The organism is Pseudonocardia sp. ICBG601 (assembly GCF_020496245.1).
Map to the genome: position 1 here is coordinate 137,314 of NZ_JAHLJA010000152.1, position 16,563 is coordinate 153,876.

At 70.9% G+C, this 16,563-nt stretch carries 14 protein-coding genes and 1 pseudogene; 6 read left to right on the forward strand and 9 right to left on the reverse strand.

Annotated features, from left to right (window positions below):
• Positions 1-9: 9 nt before the first annotated feature.
• From KPL57_RS50945 to KPL57_RS50955, 3 genes are all read right to left on the reverse strand, one after another.
• Positions 10-1,620, reverse strand: coding sequence for an ABC transporter substrate-binding protein (locus KPL57_RS50945; protein WP_226357635.1), 1,611 nt, complete (start codon positions 1,618-1,620; stop codon positions 10-12).
• Positions 1,621-2,394: 774 nt separating this feature from the next.
• The gene (locus KPL57_RS50950; RefSeq protein WP_226357636.1) at positions 2,395-3,705 is read right to left on the reverse strand and encodes a dienelactone hydrolase family protein; all 1,311 of its coding nucleotides are present in this window, start codon (positions 3,703-3,705) and stop codon (positions 2,395-2,397) included.
• Between the two features lie 189 nt (positions 3,706-3,894).
• Positions 3,895-4,740, reverse strand: coding sequence for a helix-turn-helix transcriptional regulator (locus KPL57_RS50955; protein ID WP_226357637.1), 846 nt, complete (start codon positions 4,738-4,740; stop codon positions 3,895-3,897).
• A gap of 108 nt (positions 4,741-4,848) precedes the next feature.
• Here KPL57_RS50955 and KPL57_RS50960 point away from each other — a divergent pair, with 108 nt between their 5' ends.
• Both KPL57_RS50960 and KPL57_RS50965 read left to right on the forward strand, forming a co-directional pair.
• Positions 4,849-5,799: an SDR family oxidoreductase gene (locus tag KPL57_RS50960; RefSeq protein WP_226357638.1), complete on the forward strand. Its 951-nt coding sequence runs from the start codon at positions 4,849-4,851 to the stop codon at positions 5,797-5,799.
• A gap of 101 nt (positions 5,800-5,900) precedes the next feature.
• On the forward strand, positions 5,901-6,821 hold the full coding sequence (locus KPL57_RS50965) for an alpha/beta fold hydrolase (RefSeq protein WP_226357639.1): 921 nt from the start codon (positions 5,901-5,903) through the stop codon (positions 6,819-6,821).
• A gap of 14 nt (positions 6,822-6,835) precedes the next feature.
• Here the strand turns inward: KPL57_RS50965 and KPL57_RS50970 are convergent, their stop codons facing one another.
• Positions 6,836-7,849, reverse strand: coding sequence for a pyridoxamine 5'-phosphate oxidase family protein (locus KPL57_RS50970; protein WP_226357640.1), 1,014 nt, complete (start codon positions 7,847-7,849; stop codon positions 6,836-6,838).
• A 74-nt stretch (positions 7,850-7,923) separates the two neighbouring features.
• On the opposite strand from KPL57_RS50970, the gene KPL57_RS50975 reads away from it, so the two are divergent.
• Positions 7,924-8,631 carry an AraC family transcriptional regulator gene (locus KPL57_RS50975; protein WP_226357641.1) on the forward strand — a complete coding sequence of 236 codons (708 nt, stop codon included), beginning with the start codon at positions 7,924-7,926 and terminating at the stop codon, positions 8,629-8,631.
• A 9-nt stretch (positions 8,632-8,640) separates the two neighbouring features.
• Here the strand turns inward: KPL57_RS50975 and KPL57_RS50980 are convergent, their stop codons facing one another.
• The 3 genes from KPL57_RS50980 to KPL57_RS50990 form a co-directional block, all read right to left on the reverse strand.
• Positions 8,641-9,378 carry a dienelactone hydrolase family protein gene (locus KPL57_RS50980; RefSeq protein ID WP_226357642.1) on the reverse strand — a complete coding sequence of 246 codons (738 nt, stop codon included), beginning with the start codon at positions 9,376-9,378 and terminating at the stop codon, positions 8,641-8,643.
• 182 nt (positions 9,379-9,560) lie between these two features.
• A complete protein-coding gene (locus tag KPL57_RS50985) occupies positions 9,561-10,301 on the reverse strand; it encodes a DJ-1/PfpI family protein (protein WP_226357643.1) in 741 nt (246 codons plus the stop codon).
• A 105-nt stretch (positions 10,302-10,406) separates the two neighbouring features.
• Positions 10,407-11,387 (reverse strand): GlxA family transcriptional regulator, encoded by a 981-nt coding sequence (locus KPL57_RS50990; RefSeq protein WP_226357644.1) that lies wholly within the window; start codon positions 11,385-11,387, stop codon positions 10,407-10,409.
• A gap of 52 nt (positions 11,388-11,439) precedes the next feature.
• Here KPL57_RS50990 and KPL57_RS50995 point away from each other — a divergent pair, with 52 nt between their 5' ends.
• Positions 11,440-12,009, forward strand: a complete 570-nt coding sequence (locus KPL57_RS50995; protein ID WP_226357645.1) for an AAA family ATPase — start codon at positions 11,440-11,442, stop codon at positions 12,007-12,009.
• An 83-nt stretch (positions 12,010-12,092) separates the two neighbouring features.
• Positions 12,093-12,818, forward strand: coding sequence for an Ltp family lipoprotein (locus KPL57_RS51000; protein ID WP_226357646.1), 726 nt, complete (start codon positions 12,093-12,095; stop codon positions 12,816-12,818).
• A gap of 180 nt (positions 12,819-12,998) precedes the next feature.
• On the opposite strand, the pseudogene KPL57_RS72985 reads toward KPL57_RS51000, so the two are convergent.
• Positions 12,999-13,139: pseudogene (locus KPL57_RS72985) on the reverse strand (DUF1883 domain-containing protein); the annotation flags it as partial.
• Between the two features lie 1,583 nt (positions 13,140-14,722).
• Between KPL57_RS72985 and KPL57_RS51010 the strand changes: the two are divergent.
• Positions 14,723-15,490, forward strand: coding sequence for a hypothetical protein (locus KPL57_RS51010; RefSeq protein WP_226357647.1), 768 nt, complete (start codon positions 14,723-14,725; stop codon positions 15,488-15,490).
• A 261-nt stretch (positions 15,491-15,751) separates the two neighbouring features.
• Here the strand turns inward: KPL57_RS51010 and KPL57_RS51015 are convergent, their stop codons facing one another.
• On the reverse strand, positions 15,752-16,561 hold the full coding sequence (locus KPL57_RS51015) for a hypothetical protein (RefSeq protein ID WP_226357648.1): 810 nt from the start codon (positions 16,559-16,561) through the stop codon (positions 15,752-15,754).
• Between the last annotated feature and the right edge of the window lie 2 nt (positions 16,562-16,563).

Genomic DNA, 16,563 nt, shown 5'->3' on the forward strand with positions numbered 1-16,563 from the left:
GGGGCGGCGTCACTCCTGGACGGTCACGGTCTCCAGGTCCAGCTCACGGCCGTAGGTCAGCTCGACGTTCTGCAGACGCGGCGACCAGCCGAACTGCGCGGACTGGTCGTTGATCGCGACGGCCGGCATGTCCTGGATCAGGACGCGCTCGGCCTCGGCCCACAGCGCGTAGGCCTCCTCGGCGGTGGCGGCGGTCGAACCCTGGTTGACCAGCGCGTCGAAGCGCGGGTTGGTGTAGCCGCTGTTGTTGTTCGCCGCACCCGTCGTGTACTGCGGACGCAGGACGTAGTCCATGGTCGGGGTCGAGGCGACCCAGCCGGAGCGGAAGATGCCGGTCAGGCTCTCGGCCCGGCGCTGGTCCAGGAACTCCGAGAAGGTCGGGACCGGCACGAAGTTGCACGGCACGCCGAGGGTGTTGCTGATGCTGACGCAGGCGGCCTGCATCCACTCGCGGTTGATCGCGGAGTCGACGTTGGAGATCAGCTCGATCGGGCCGGTGAAGCCGGAGGCATCGAACTGCTGCTTGGCCCGCTCCGGGGAGAAGGTGCACAGCTCGCCGCACTGGTCGTCGACCTTGCCGGGCACGCCCTCGGGGATGAAGCCGGTGGCCGGCTTCACGAGTCCGTTGTAGACGTTGTTGATGATCGCCTCGCGGTCGACGGCCATCGAGATCGCCTGCCGCAACTGCGGGTCGGTGTAGCGCTGGTCGTAGATCGGGAACGTCATCGTGTTGGTGCCGGCGTAGGGCTGGTTGCCGTTCCGGTCGGCGAGGTCCTGCTGGTACAGGTTGTCGATCAGGAACGAGCCGGGGATGGTCTCGAGGAAGTCCAGGTTGCCGCTGACGACGTCCTGGTAGGCGGCCTCGCTGTCGGCGTAGAACCGGAACTCGACACCGCCGACCCCGACCGGCTGCTCGCCGCCCCACTCGGCGTAGCGGGTCACGGTGACGTTCTGGTCGGGCACCCGGGACTCGTAGCGGAACGGGCCGTTGCCGACCGGGTTCGCCTCGAACGCGGCCGGGTCGGCGAAGAACGACTCGGGCATCGGGTAGAACGCGACGTCGCCGAGGGTGTTGACGAACACCGGCGACGGCGAGGTCAGCGCGACGGTGAAGGTGCGGTCGTCGACGACCTTCAGGCCGGACATGGCCTGCGCCGTCGGCTCACCCTCGTCCGGGTTGACCTGGTCGAACCCGGCGACGTTGGAGAAGAACTCCGAGCTGGACTGCGCGTTGGTCTTCAGCGCGACGTAGTTCCACGCGTCGACGAAGCTCTTCGCCGTGACCGGCGTGCCGTCGTGGAAGGTCCAGCCGTCCTTGATGCGGATCGTCCAGTTCTGCGAGTCGGGCGACTCGATGGACTCGGCGACCTTGTTCTCCGGCTCGCCCTGCTGGTTGTAGTCGACCAGCCCGGACCACAGCGCGTCGAGGATCTTGCTGCCGCCGACCTCGCGGGTGTTGCCCGGCAGCAGCGCGTTCTCGGGCTCGGTGCCGTAGACCGAGATCGTGGGGGCGCCCTGGGCGTCGCCCGTGGTGCCGCCTCCCCCGCCGCCACAGGCGCTGAGCACCAGCGCGGAGGTCAGGGAGAGCGCGAGCAGCGCCGCGACTCGAGTTGATCGCATCAGAGTCCTGTCTGTCCGGGACGGCCGCTCCCCGCGTGGTGTGCAGGCGGCCGGTGCGGTTCGGTGGTGGGTCGCACGGTAACCACAGCATCCCGGTTCTCCGGTTACGAATCCATTGCGTCCGCCGCCATTGCGTCGAGCAACACGGAATTGCGCGCGACGGTCGGTGATCGGATCGCGACGTCACGTCCGGCCCGATCCTCACGGAAAACACATCAGCGCAGGTCGGACGCATTCCGGTGCATTCTTCCGCTACGCAACATTGCATTGCGCATCGCAATTACCTGGTCAGCACTGTGACGAGTGCCACATAGCCGAGCCACTACGAGCCCGTGAGCAGCGACGGCACCTCACGGGGGTGCACCGGCGCCGGACGGCGGGGCAGGCGTCGTCCCACGTCGTGGAACCCGTCCGCCACGACGCGGGATCACCCGTGGCGCGAGAACCCACCGTCCGCGCGCATTGTTCGACCGCCTCGTCGCGGAATGTCCGTCGTTATCGCGACGGTGATCCGCCGAGCCCGGGACGCCGACTCCGACGCCGCAGCGAACCATTGTCCGGCAATTCAGGGGAATGGCCCGGAATCGCATCGGAAACCGGTTCCGGACACCGCCGGCGTGCGCTCCACCTGCGGGACCGGGCGATCGCGGCCCGACCGGCCCCGCCTCCGGCGACGACGGCGCGCTTCCGCGGGACGTCAAACGCTCGACGTGTGCATTTCAGGAAGATCGCCTGAAACGGTCATTCGAGTACGGGCGTACCAATCGCGGGCGGTCAGCGCGGCGACGCCTGCGTGAACAGATCGCCCTTCAGGTAGATGTTCCAGTCGGCCGCCTTGAGGCCGTGCCCGCCGGAGCGCAGGTGGTAGCTCATCGCCGGCCCGGAGAAGGCCGTGTCGGTGGTGGGCTTCCAGCCCGTCGTGCCCAGGCCGTTGTCGCCGAGGCCGTACAGGTCGTAGATCTTGCTGGCCGCCTCGTAGGCGAGGAACTCGCCCTCCGGGTCGGCGTTGGAGTCGTCGCTGGCGCTGGCGATCACCAGCTTGCGCGGCGCGACCAGCCCCATCAGCTCGTGCTGGTCGACGGGCAGCTCGTCGACCTTGTTCCCGTAGGCCTGGTAGGTCTTCGGGAACCAGTACGGGAAGGAGCTGTTGACCCGCGACACCGTCTCGGCACCCACTCCCCCGTCGCCGCGGCGGGCGAGCTTCGCGCCGGTCGACCCCGAGTTGTTGGAGATGACCGCGGCGAAGCGCGGGTCCTGGGCGCCGGCCCAGAGCGCGGCTTTGCCGCTGCGGGAGTGCCCGATGACCGCGATCTTCGACGGGTCGATGTCCTTGTCGGTCTGCAGGTAGTCCATCGCCCGGCTCGCGCCCCAGGCCCAGGCGGCGATGGCCCGGCCCGCGTCGTCGGGCAGGTCGCTCCCGGACGGGTAGAACAGGTTGATCATCTTGCTGCGGTAGCTGCCGCCGTCGTCCGGGGCGATGTCGTTGGCGTCGATCTGGGCGAAGGCGTACCCGGCCTTCGTGATCGTCGAGACCGGTGCGTAGTCCGAGGACTGCCCCGGGTCGTCGGAGACCGAGCCCCGGTGGTCGATCATCAGGAAGGTGCCGCGCGGGGTCTGGCCCTTCGGGACGAACAGCCGCAGCGTGAACTTCCCGGTGCCCTCCGGCCCGGTGATGCCGATCGTGACCTTCTTGAGGGTGACGTCGCCGTCGTCGCTGGTCCGCACGTCGAAGGTCTGCTTGGTCGGCTTGGGCAGCGGCTGGCCGTAGACGTTCTCGCGGAACGCCGCGAGAAGCTCCGCGCGCCGGGTCCCCTCCCACTGGGCGACGTCGGTGACGCCGGTGCCGTCGAGCATGCGCAGCGGGTTCGGGTAATGCGTCCCGTCGATGGTCACCGTCGCCGCGACGGACAGGCCCGCCGCCGGGACCGACGTGTAGGCGGCGGGTGCGACCGGCGTGGACGTGGCCCCCACCGCGCCCACGCACCCGGCCGCGGCGACCGCGCCGACGACGAACAGCGACGTCGCCGTCCTCGCGACGGGGTGCAGGACGCGACGACGGCTGCGCGGGCTGATCGGAGTGGACACGGTCCGAACGCTACCGAGGCGAGGACCCTCTGCAACCGCCGTTGCCGGTATCACGTCGATCGGGGGACAAGATCACACACCTAACGTGTGACTCCTGCCGTCACAGGTGTTGCCGCAGGTGACGACGGGGTACGGCGGGTCCGCGCGGCGCCCCGGAGGGGGTCTGCCGACGTTCGCGGCTGCGAACGGTCAGGGCCGCAGCGCGGTGTCGCGCGGGTCCCCGGCCACCGACAGCGACCGCAGCTTCGCGTGGCTCTCGCTGCCGGGGACGGCGGTGTAGACGAACAGCAGGTGCGCCTGGTCGGGGTCGACGAGGGTCTGGCAGTTCAGCTCCAGCACCCCGAGCCCGGGATGGACGAGGCGCTTCGTCTCCGGTGGCCGGAGGCCGACCTCGTGCCGGTCCCACAGCGCGCGGAACTCCGCGCTGCGCGCCAGCAGGTCCTCGGCCAACGCGGCCGCCCGCGACCCCGGACCGCGCACGGTCCCGCGCAGCCCCGACACGTAGAGGCGGGACAGGAAGCCGTGGTCCTCGTCGACGTACAGCGCCCGCGCGGCGGGGTCGGTGAACCAGCGGTAGCCGAGGCTGCGGGCCGCTCCGGTGTGGACGGTCGCGTCCCCGGTCAGCGCGACGCCCGCCGGCGTCTGCCGCAGGGTCTCCCCCAGCTCGGTGACGATCTCGGCCGGGGTGTCGGCGAGGCGGTCGAGGATGCGCTGCAGGCCCGGTGCGACGTGTCCGCTCCCGGCGCCGCGCGCGGGTGGACGCTGCCCGGCGAGCAGGAACAGGTGGTCGCGCTCGTCGAGGGTCAGTTGCAGGCCCTGCGCCATCGCCTCCAGCATCTGCTCCGACGGGTGCGGCCCACGCTCCTGCTCCAGGCGCGCGTAGTAGTCGGCCGACATGTGGCACAGCCCCGCGACCTCCTCGCGGCGCAGCCCCTCGGTGCGACGACGGCGCCCGCGCGGGAGCCCGACGTCCTCGGGCTGCAGCACCGAGCGACGGTGCCGCAGGAACTCCGCCAGCCCGGTCCGGTCGACCATGCGCACGCTCCTCGTGTCCTGTCGTCGTTCCTACCGTGTGCGCCGCGCCCGCAACCACGGATCGACGATCCGTGGATACCGCGCCACGACCCGGCCAGGCTGGACCCCATGCCACGCACCCCTGACCTCACCCTCCCCGACCTGACCGGGCGCCGCGCCGTCGTCACCGGCGGCAGCGACGGCGTCGGGCTCGGCATCGCCGACCGGCTCGCCGCCGCCGGTGCCGAGGTCGTGCTGCCCGTCCGCAACGCCGCGAAGGGCGCCGCCGCCGCCGACCGGATCCGCGACCGGCACCCCGGTGCCACCGTCTCGCTGCGCGAGCTCGACCTGTCCTCGCTGTCCTCGGTCGCCGCGCTCGGGGAGACCCTGCGCGCGGAGGGACGCCCCGTCCACCTGCTGATCAACAATGCCGGCGTGATGACCCCGCCGGAGCGGCGCACCACCGCCGACGGGTTCGAGCTGCAGTTCGGCACCAACCACCTCGGTCACGTCGCGCTCGTCGCGCACCTGCTGCCGCTGCTGCGCGCGGGCCGCGCCCGGGTGGTCTGCCAGATCAGCGTCGCCGCGGCCCGCGGCACGGTCCTGTGGGACGACCCGGACTCCGAGCGGTCCTACGACGGCATGGCCGCCTACCGGCACTCGAAGATCGCGTTCGGGCTGTTCGGCCTGGAGCTGGACCGGCGCAGCCGCGCCGCGGGCTGGGGCATCACCGCGAACCTGTCGCACCCGGGCGTCGCGCCGACCAACCTGCTGGGCGCCCGCCCCGACCTGGGCCGGGACCGGCAGACCCTCGGACGACGGGTGCTCGGCGTGATGTCCCGGGCCGGCCTGCTGATCGGGACCGCCGACTCGGCGGGGCTGCCCGCGCTGCTCGCCGCGACCGCACCGGACGCCGGGCACGCCGTGTTCTACGGGCCGAAGGGTCCGGGCCGGGTCGGCGGACCCCCCGCCGAGCAGGAGCTCTACCGCCCGCTGCGCGACGCCGACGCCGCCCGCCGGGTGTGGGACCTGTCGCAGCAGCGGGCCGGGGTGTCGTTCGACGGCGCCGCCACCCCCTGACAACCCCCCTCGTCGACGCCTCCAGGACACCGGCGGACCCCACCGCCGCGGGCCCGTCCGGAGGGGATCATGGAGACGTCGACGTACGGAGGTGCCCAGTGGTGGACCAGTCCCCCCAGGAGCGCGAGATCCTGCTGCACGGACAGCGTGTGAGCTACCGCGAGACCGGCCGCGGCGAGGGCCCGACGGTCCTGCTCGTGCACGGTCTCGCCGCGAGCTCACGCACCTGGGCCCCGGTGTTCGACGCGTTGGGCGGCGGGCTGCACGTGATCGCGCCGGACCTGCTCGGCCACGGCGCCAGCGAGGCCCCGCGCAGCGGCGACTACTCCCTCGGCGGGTACGCGACCGGGCTGCGGGACCTGCTGGCCGCGCTCGACGTCGAACGGGCGACGATCGTGGGGCACTCGTTCGGCGGCGGCATCGCGATGCAGTTCGCGCACCAGTTCCCCGAGTTCACCGAGCGGGTCGTGCTCGTGTCCTCCGGCGGTCTCGGCCACGACCTGACCCTCGCGCTGCGCGCGGCGAGCCTGCCGGGCACCGAGCTGGTGCTCCGCTCGGCGGTGTCGCTGACCCCGCCGTGGATGCGCCGCGCCGCGCACCGGCTGGCCCACCGCGTCGGCGCCGCACCGCGCTCGGACATCGACGGCGTGCACACCGCGCTGGAGGCCTTCGCCGACCGCGGCACCCGCGGCGCGTTCGTCCAGACCGCGCGGGGTGCGCTGGAGCCGTCCGGCCAGCGCCTCGACGGGGCGCAGCGCCTGCACCTGCTCGAGGAGGTGCCCGTGCTCCTGGTCGGGGGGAACCGCGACCGGGTCATCCCGCTCGCCCACACCCTCGCCGCGCACGACCGGCTGCCCGACAGCCGGCTGGAGGTCTTCGACGGCGCGGGACACTTCCCGCACGCCGAGCAGCCGGACCGGTTCGTGGGGCTGCTGCGGGACTTCGTCGACGGGACGGCTCCGGCCGAGGGCGACCGGGACGCGCTGCGCCGCCGGATCCTGGGGCTCCCCCGGGTCGGCTGAGCCGGCCCGCAGTTCTACTCGTAGCCCTCGTCGCGCAGCGCGGAGCGGTAGCTCGCGTCCATGGCGCGGCGGGTGAGCCCGCTCGTGGCGGTGGCCAGGCCGCGGGCGAGCGCCCTCGTCGCGCGTCCGCCCCGGGCGGCCAGGTGGGCGGCGCCGATCGCGGTCAGGTCCGGTGCCGGACCCACCGGTTCCGCCCAGAGCGCGTCGACGGCCGGGCACCGCACGAGCTCCGCGCTCCCGACCCGCAGCACGACGGCGGCGTCGGGCGCCTTGTCGCGCAGCGCCATCGTCGCGAGCAGCGCCGGGTCCACGTCGACCCGGGCGGTGCCGGTGAGCCGGACGACGTCGCCGCGGCCCGGTACGACGGCGAGCACCGACACCTCGGGGCAGCGCATCAGGTTGTGCAGGGTGTCGGCCCGCCGGTTCCCGCGGCGCTCGGCGAACGCGACGGTGTCCCCGTCGAGCACCCGCAGCAGGCCCGGCCGGTCCCCCCGCGGGCTGGTGTCGCCGTGGCCGTCGCCGTCGCGGGAGCTGATCACCGCGAACGGCGAGGTCGCGAGGAACCCGGCCACCCCCGGCGCGGCGAGCGGACCGCCCGCGGGCGGTGTGACGGCGACCGGGTCGGGCACCGCCGTCCACAGCTCGGAGCGCATGACGCAGCGCGCGCAGTGGACGTAGCCCTCGGTCAGCCGGACCTGCACCCGGCCGTCGCGGGTTCCCTCCGCGGTCCCGTTGCACCGGAACGTCTCACCGAGGCCGGGGAGCAGGAACAGCATCGACACGCCCTCGCCGGGCCCGGGTGCCTCGTCCAGCGGCACTGACAGCACGGTGTCGGACTCGGCACGGACGACGCCGGGGCTGCCGCCGGCCAGGACGGTGCCGGTCCGGGTGCCGACGGCGACGACCGGGGCGGCGGCGAAGATCGCGCGACAACCGTCGTCGAGCACCGGCGTCGACTTGAGCAGCACCGGCCGCGGCGGGGTGCCGATGAGCGCGTCGACCTCGTCGGACGTCGTGAGTGTCTGCATGTGATCGACGCTAGGGTGGCGCTCGTGCGGCAGGTGGCCGACCATGGCCGCGAAACGGCCAGCTGGGGGCGCCCGTGCCGGAGACCGTGCTGGCGACCGCGCGGACGGAGTTCGACCGCGGCTTCACCTTCGACCTGCACGTGCACGACTTCCACCTGCTGAGCTGGTCGGCAACGGCGACGGTCACCCACCGGACGTCCGAACGCGACTGGCTGGTGCCGCCCACCCACGCGTTGTGGATGCCGGCCGGGGTGCCGCACACCCTCGACGTCGTCCGCGGCGGGCTCGGCTACGGGGTGGTCCTGACCGGGACGACGCCGTGGACCGAGCCGACGGGCGTGCTCGTCACCCCGCTGGTCCGGGAGCTGATCGTGCACCTGGGCACGGCCCGCTCCCCCGCCCGGAGACAGGCCGAGCAGCTGCTCGTCGACCTGCTCGAACCCGTCCCCAGCACCACGTTCACCCTGCCCGTCCCCACCGACCCGCGACTGCGGACCATCACCGACGCCCTGGTCGCCGACCCCTCGGACGGACGCGACCTGGCCGCCTGGGCCGACCACGTCGCCGCCGGCGTCCGCACGCTGACCCGGCTGTTCCAGGCGGAGACGGGCATGACCTTCGCGCAGTGGCGCACCCACGCCCGCATCCGCGCCGCGCTGATCCTGCTCACGAACGGCACGTCGGTCGGGGCGACGGCCCGGGCGGTCGGCTACCGCAAGCCCGGCGCGTTCGCCGAGGCGTTCCGGCGGGTGACCGGCCGGTCCCCGAGCGACTTCGGCTGACCGCTCACCTCAGGTGCCGGGTCCCAGGTGCCGGGTGAGGAACCGGGCGGCGTCGTCGCCCTCGAAGGCGGGGACGCCGGTGTGCCCGCCGGTGTTGGCGTGCAACGTCTTCTCGCGGCTGCCGAGGGCGTCGAACAGGTCCAGGGCCTGCTGCCGGTCGTTGCCCTCGTCGTCCCACTGCAGCAGCACCAGCAGCGGGACGGTGACCGTCCTGGCCTCCGCGACGATCGCGCGGGGCACGTAGCTCCCGGCGAACAGGACCGCGGCCGCGATGCGCGGCTCGACCACGGCCATCCGGACGCCGAGCGAGATGATCCCGCCCGACCAGGCGACCGGCCCGCACAGGTCCGGCCGGGCGAGCAGCGCGTCCAGCGCGGCCCGCCACTCCGGGGCCGCCTGCTCGACCAGCGGGAGGACGAGCCGGTCGACGACGTCGTCGGGCACCGGCTCACCGGCCCGTACCGCACGTCGCAGGTCGGCGCGGGCCCGGTCGGCCTCGGGGTGGCGGGGCCGGTCGCCGGTCCCCGGGAGCTCGAGGGTCGCCGCGGCGAACCCGGCCGCGATGCAGGACCGGGCCCGGGCGAGCAGCCGGGGGTGCATCCGGCCCAGGTCGCCGGGGTGGCCGAGGAGGACCAGCGGGGACGGGGTGGTCGCGACGACCGGGGTCCAGAGGACGCCGGGGACGTCGTCGAGGGAGAACGCCGTCTCGACCAGGTCGTCGTGGCGCTGTTCGGTGAGGAGTCGCATGGTCGTGCCCTTCGGGAGAGGGCGCTCCCGGGCGACCTACCGCCCGGCCGTGTCCCCGGAGGGGAGCACCCGGCTGTCTGCTGCGGTCACGGGTCCCACCTCCTCGGTTCGGTGCACGGCTGCGGGAACGGTAGTGCGTGCCGCGGCCGGTCGGCCAGCGGGTTTCCGCGACCGCGCGCGGTTCAGCCCCCGGTGCCGGACGGGCCCCCGGCCGCCGGGACGGGCCGGACACCGAGACGCTCCGCGACCCGGCGCGCGGTCCCCTCGCGGCGCGCGGTGAGGTCCCCCTGGGCCTCCCGCGCCCGGGCCAGCACCTCAGGGGGCGCCGTGTCCGGGGTGCCGGCGTCGAACGGGGGCTCCGGGGCGTACTGCATGCCCAGCTGGATGACCTCGGCCGCCTGCCGCCCGCGCAGCTCGGCCGCGAGCCGGAGCGCGCCGTCGATCCCGGCCGTGACCCCGCCGGCGAACACCCACGTGTCGTCGACGACGACCCGGCGGTCGTCGCGGACCGCACCGAAGAACGGGAGCAGGTGCAGGGCCGACCAGTGCGTGGTCGCCCGGCGCCCCTGCAGCAGGCCGGCCGCGCCGAGCAGGAGCGCCCCGGTGCAGACCGACAGGACGGCGCCGGCCCCGGACGCCTGGTCACGGAGCCAGGTCAGGACTTCCTCGTCCTCCATCAAGGCCTCCTGGCCGGGGCCTCCGGGGACGTGCAGGACGTCGAGGCGCGCCGGCTCGGCGATGGTCAGGTCGGGGAGCACCCGGAGCCCGCGCATGTCGCGGACCGGGCCCTCGGCGGCGCCGACGAGCCGGTAGGACGAGTTCGGGATCCGGGACAGGACCTCGAACGGCCCGGTCAGGTCGATCTGGTCGAAGCCGTCGAACACCAGCGAGCCGATCTCGAGGTGCTGGTCGTCGGGGATCACGGGGGCCTCCCTGGGTGGAACGGACGGGACACGACCACGATCGCGTGCCCGGGGCCCGCGGCGTGAGTGGCCGGCGCGCCGGGAACCGGTACTTTCGCGCCGTGCTCAGCCCCGCGACCGGTCCGGCGGCTCGCCGCGGAAGGTGCGCCGGTACTGCGACGGCGACACGTGGACGAGGTCGTGGAACCGGCGCCGGAACGCGACCGTCGAGGTGAAGCCGCAGCGGGCGGCCACCTGCTCGACCGGCAGGTCGGAGGCTTCGAGCAGGTGGCGGGCGCGGAGGATCCGCTGCCGGGTCACCCACTGCCAGGGCGGGATGCCCACCTCGGCGCGGAACAGCCGCCCGAAGGTGCGGACGCTGTAGCCGGTGCGGCCGGCCAGGTCGGCGAGCCGGAGGGGGTCGCCGAGGTGGTCGTCGATCCAGGCCAGCAGGGCGGCGATGTCGACGTCGGAGGGTTCCGGCACCGGGTGCTCGACGAACTGCGCCTGGTCCCCCGACCGGTGCGGCGCCACCAGGCTGCGGCGCGCGACCGCGTTCGCCACCTCGACACCGCAGTCCTCGCGCACGATCCGCAGGCAGAGGTCGATCCCGGCCGCCACCCCGCCGGAGGTCAGGACCGCGTCGTCGACGACGTAGAGCTCGTTGTCGACGACGGTCGCGGCGGGGAACAGCCGCCGCAGCTCGCCGGTGACGTGCCAGTGGGTCGTCGCGCGGCGGCCGTCGAGCAGTCCGCTGTGCCCGAGTGCGAACGCTCCGGTGCAGATCGACACGAGGCGGGCGCCGCGCGCCGACGCCGCCCGCAGCGCGGCCGCCGCCGGTTCCGGCAGCGGGGAGAGGATGTCCTCGTACCCCGGCACGACGACCGTGTCGGCGTCGGCCAGCAGCTCCGGTCCGCCGTCGACACCGATGTCGACACCCGCCGCGGACGGGACCCGCCGGCCGTCCGGGGAGCAGACCGCGAGGTCGTAGTGCACGGGGCCGGAGTCCCGGTGACGGTGGCCGAAGAACTGCGTCACTGCACCGAAGTCCAGGACGACGACGCCGGGGAGCAGCAGCACCACGACGCGGTGCGGGTCGTGCGTCACACGGTCACCTCCCGCGGGCTCGTGGGGAACGCGCCTCTCCTACGGTGGCGTCGTGCTGCGCTGGAACGACCCGCTGCCCGTTCTGCCGCGCCGCACCATCATCGCCGGGGTCTCGGGATCGGGTAAGACGACCCTCGCCGCCCGCCTCGCCCCGGTCCTCGACGCTCCGCACACCGAGATCGACGCGCTGTTCCACGGCCCGGGGTGGGTGCCGCGCCCGTCCTTCCTCGACGACGTCCGACGGCTGGCCGGGTCCGACACCTGGGTCACCGAGTGGCAGTACTCCACGGCGCGACCGGTCCTCGCCGCCCGCGCGGACCTGCTGGTCTGGCTCGACCTGCCGTTCTGGACCGTCACGTTCCCCCGGGTGCTGCGCCGGACCCGGCAGCGCAACCGGGGCCGTGAGGTGCTGTGGAACGGCAACGTCGAACCACCACTGTGGACGGTGCTGGTCGACCGGGAGAACATCCTCCGCTGGGCGGTCTCGACGCGGCACAAGTACCGCGAGTCGGTGCCGATCCTGGCGCGGGAGCGCCCGACGCTGCCGGTGGTGCGGCTGAGGTCCCCGGCCGAGGTCGAGGGGTGGGTCACGGGGGCGCTGCGTGACGCCGCCCGGCGATAGGCCGGGGATCCCGGCTCTCCACAGTTCTGTGGATCCGGTACCGCCATTTGCAACACCCGATCTCAGCGTGCGACGTAGGGGTCATGACAACCTCGCAGACCCCACAGGGCCCCTCCCAGAACATTCCGGCCGGTCGGTACCCGCAGGCGGGCGCCCACCCCCAGCAGGTCCGGTACCCGCAGCCGGGCCAGATCCCGCAGCAGTGGGCCCCGCCCACCGCACCCTGGGCGCAGCAGCCGCCGCAGCAGCCCCCGGCCCCGACTCCGGTCTCGAAGCGACGGCGGAAGTGGCCCTTCATCGTCGGCGGAGCGGCCGCGCTGATCGTCGCCGCCGCCGCAGCGGGTGTCGGCAGTGGATCGACGGAGACCTCGACCGCGGCGGCCCCGACCTCCGCGCCCGCCGTCACCCCGCCCACCGCGGTCGTCGCACCGCCCCCGGTCACGCTGACCGCGCCGAGCACCACGGCGTCCGCCCCCGAGACGTTCGCCGCAGCCCCGGCGGCGCCGGCGACACCGATGCTGTCGGTGAGCCGGCAGAACGCGGTCGACTCGGCCGAGAGCTACCTCGCCTACACCGCGTTCTCCCGCAAGGGTCTGATCGAACAGCTCGAGTTCGAGAAGTTCTCCACCGCGGACGCCACCTACGCCGTCGACCACGTGACCGTCGACTGGAACGAGCAGGCCGCGAAGTCGGCGAAGAGCTACATGGACTACAGCTCGTTCTCCCGCGGGAGTCTCATCGACCAGCTCGAGTTCGAGGGCTTCACGGCCGCGCAGGCCAGGCACGGGGCGGACGCGGTCGGGCTCTGATCCTTCGTACCCACTGCGGGCGCGCATCCCGCGCGCCGTCGTCACGCACCCGCGGGCGTCCATGGGACATGAGCCCCACATCGCCGGTCCTGGACGAAAGGAGCTCGTCCCTTCGGGAGCGAGAGCCCATGCCCCATGTTCCAAGCCTCTTACGAGAGTGTGACCAGGAACCGTCCACAGTCAGTCGAATGTCTGCCGCCAGGACACTCTGATCCGGCTGGCGTTGCTGTCGACCACGAGATACCAGTAGGCGTCGTACGGCACCTCCAAGACAGCGGTGCCGAACTCGACGAAGCCACCGTAGTACTCGTACTCGTGGCCGTCGAGGTAACTTTAGTACTCGTCCGCGTCCATCAGCGCAACCCTGGCCGCAGATCCTCGCAAGGCCACCTCAATGAGCGCACCACCTGCGAACGACCCAAGGTCGAAGTACAAATGCTCCACAACATCAGTTGTAGCGCATGTTCGCGGTGTGCACTGCCAGGAAAGATCAGCTTGGCGAGCGAGGAGCGAATCGGACGCCCGAGCACTTCGGTGTGAAGGCGGCCGGATGCGACCGGCTCGTACTGTCCTGTATCGCGGCGTGCTGCCTGACCAGGACACTCGTGCCAGGCCGTCACGCTGCGTCTCAGTCCGCACGCACCCGTCCGCTCCGGATTTGCTCCGGCTGCGTCGCACGCGTACCGACCGGATCTGCACCCGCCCGCGAGGCTCCCGTCGGCGCTCGTCCCTCGGAGCACCGGAGACTGTCGGGGGTCGATCGTAGGGTTCGAGAATGACCCGAAACACATGGCCACGTGATCGCTATACAGGGCGCGGCGGAGGTCTCAGTACCGCTTCCGGTGGCGGCCTTTCAACCGCATCCGGCGGCGGCGCCTCGACAGCATCGGGCGGCGGCCTGAGTACCGCTTCCGGTGGTGGACTGTCCACCGCTTCCGGTGGCGGTCTCAGCACCGCTTCCGGTGGCGGTCTCTCCACCGCATCCGGCGGCGGTCTCAGCACCGCTTCCGGTGGCGGTCTCTCCACCGCATCCGGCGGCGGCCTCAGCACCGCCCCCGGGGGAGGTCTGTACACGGGGTCGTGCTCGACCCCTTATCGGAACAACTGGCCGCCGATTGAGTACCTCCTCCCCGAGCTTCGTAGGCGAGGACTCCACGACATCGCGGACCTGTTGGAACAAATGCGTTTCGGTCGACCGTAGGTCCGACAAACGAGCGACCTGCGCTGTCGCTTCCCCAAGAATGGTTCAACTGCGTACCCGTCGGTCTGGCGCAGCTCTGCCCGCGGCGGACCGAGGACGGCCCCAATGCCAACGACCGGGCACGTCTGCCCATGGCACTAGTAACCGCGCGAGCCAAGATCCACAGCATCGATAAGGAGCCGCAGTTTGCCGTTAGCTATCACTGAGTTACTGCAACGGCGAACGAAACCCTCCGTCAATCGGCGACGCTGAGCGTCGTCTACCGCTGGTTGCTGGCGGTTTCATGGGGCGAACCGGCGAAGACTGCCGCTCAGTGGAACGGCTCGTAGCCCTTGCCTGCCGCCCACTCCCAGCAGCCACCGCCGGAGCAGATCCGCACTGAGCCTGAGACGCCGTCTACGGTTCGGATCATCCACGTGAGGTCTGCGTGCGAGTTCATGAGTCGACTACAACCTGGCACCTCACACCAGGACCAAGCCGCTTCCTTGAGGCGTCGCTCGCGACTCTGAGCCATTGCTACACCTCCCAGAAGCATGGGCCTTCTGGGGAGCATGCTACGCCGCGTTGACCCGTTCGGCGCGGATGACGCTCGAGCCACGTTCTTCCCTCTGGCCGGTCGGGCTCCGAGGCTACACAGTTGAGGTGGGATCTGGATCACACCCTAGGCCAACGATTTCGAGCGGCACTGCTAAGATGAGGACCCATGATTCCGGTGCCAGAATTCTGGGGCGTCTCGCAGGTCGGGTGGCAGGCCATTTCGACACTGACGACTATCGTCGCGTTTCTAGTTGCACTCGGTGCCGCAAGAGTTGCTTGGACCCAACTCAAGCTAGATCGTGAGATCCGGGTAGACCAGACCCGCCCCTATGTGATCGTCGATTTTGAATCAAGTCCGGCGTCGATCAACCTAATGGACCTAGTGGCGAGGAACATTGGAACGACTCCGGCATACGAAGTCCGGATCCGCCTGTCGCCAACACCAAGTCGTGCCCGAGAGACGGCCCGGTTCGAGTTGGCGAAGGCGCGGTTGCTCGATGGCGTAATTCCCATGTTCGCCCCTGGGCGAGAGCTGAGAATGTTCTTCGATAGCATGCCGGACCGCTACGAGCACGACATGACAATGAGCTTCGAGTGCTCGGTTTCCTACCGTGACAACAGGAAGAACTGGTACAAGGAAGTGGCGACTGTCGACATGGATGTCGGCCGAGGAATGCTTCAGGCGGATGTGCTCGGAATGCATCATTTGGCAAAAGCGGCGCGCGAGCTGCAGAAGGACTTCCACAGATCGCCGCTGCGCAAGGGGCCCATTCCGGTAATAACCGAGGATCGAGGCGAGTATCGGGACCGACGACGGGCAGAGGCCGAAGAGGCGCAGCGCGGGTACAACGACCTAGTTTCGCAGACGGAGTACGTATCGGATGACGGCGCGTCTGCCAACGAGCGCACGGAAGGGACCGAGCCACAGAAATGACGATTGTGCGTGGTGCCGGAGGCCAGCGCTCTCATGTCGCCCGTCGCCATCGCGCCCGCCGCGAGCCTAGCCACTTCGTGGACTCCTTTGCACTCCAAGGCATTGGCAAGCTGCTTCTGACGAGCGGCAGGATTAGCCTCCTCGCCGGTCAGGAGCCCGGGGGCGTCCGGTGTGTCGTCGGTCGGTTGTCACCGAGTTAGACACCCAGCTTGATGGCGCAGATCTAGTCGTAATCCACTTTGCCGAACTCCCACTTGACAGTTAGGCAAACAACCCGCCCTCTGACCCGGAGGCAGCTCTGATGCGCTCCAGAACTTCGAGGCCGAATGTGGTGAGCATCCACGCATTGGACCGGTCCTGCTCGCTCATTGACTCCTCGTATCTCCAACCCTCACCAAATGTGGTCTGAGAGATGAGGCCGTGCCGAACCAGCACTTGCACGACTGGCTGCAATGCCACGCTAGACGACGAGAAGGAGAGTTGTAGATCCGTAGCTACCGCCCGCTCGCTAGCCCCATTATGGTCAACGGCAGAGTAGGCTGGTGAAAGCCTATCGAACGCGTCGAGCACGACAGCATGTAGAGAATCGATATCGGAGAGCGCGGCTAGAATTAGTGGCTCAATGTCAACTTCGTCACGGCCCCGATTGTCGAGGCTTGTCGCGAGAGACCTTCCAAGAAGAACAAGTTTTGTGCGACTGGTAGTCGTGGCGGCGGAGTCCATTGCCCGCCCGAATGCCAGGAGCGAGTCTTCGTCCCTTTGTACCTCCTCAAGGAGGTCCTGGACCTCTGCTGAACGCTGTATGGCTGCTTCGTTGAGCACCACGGCCCTACGAGAAACAATCTGACTGTGTAGTGAGGCGACGGCGCCACCGAGTGCCGCCATAGCGACGGGAGTCAACCCGCCGGCAACCACATCGCTTTGGGCCATCGGTAGCACAACGTATTCTGTAATCGCTCCTGCCGCAGCAGCGGAGGTTACCTCAATTAATCGTCCGCCTGCTGCGACCTCTAACTCATGTGCCACATCGTCCAGTTCGTCACTTGGCTCGTCGTTCGCCTGATCCTCCATGG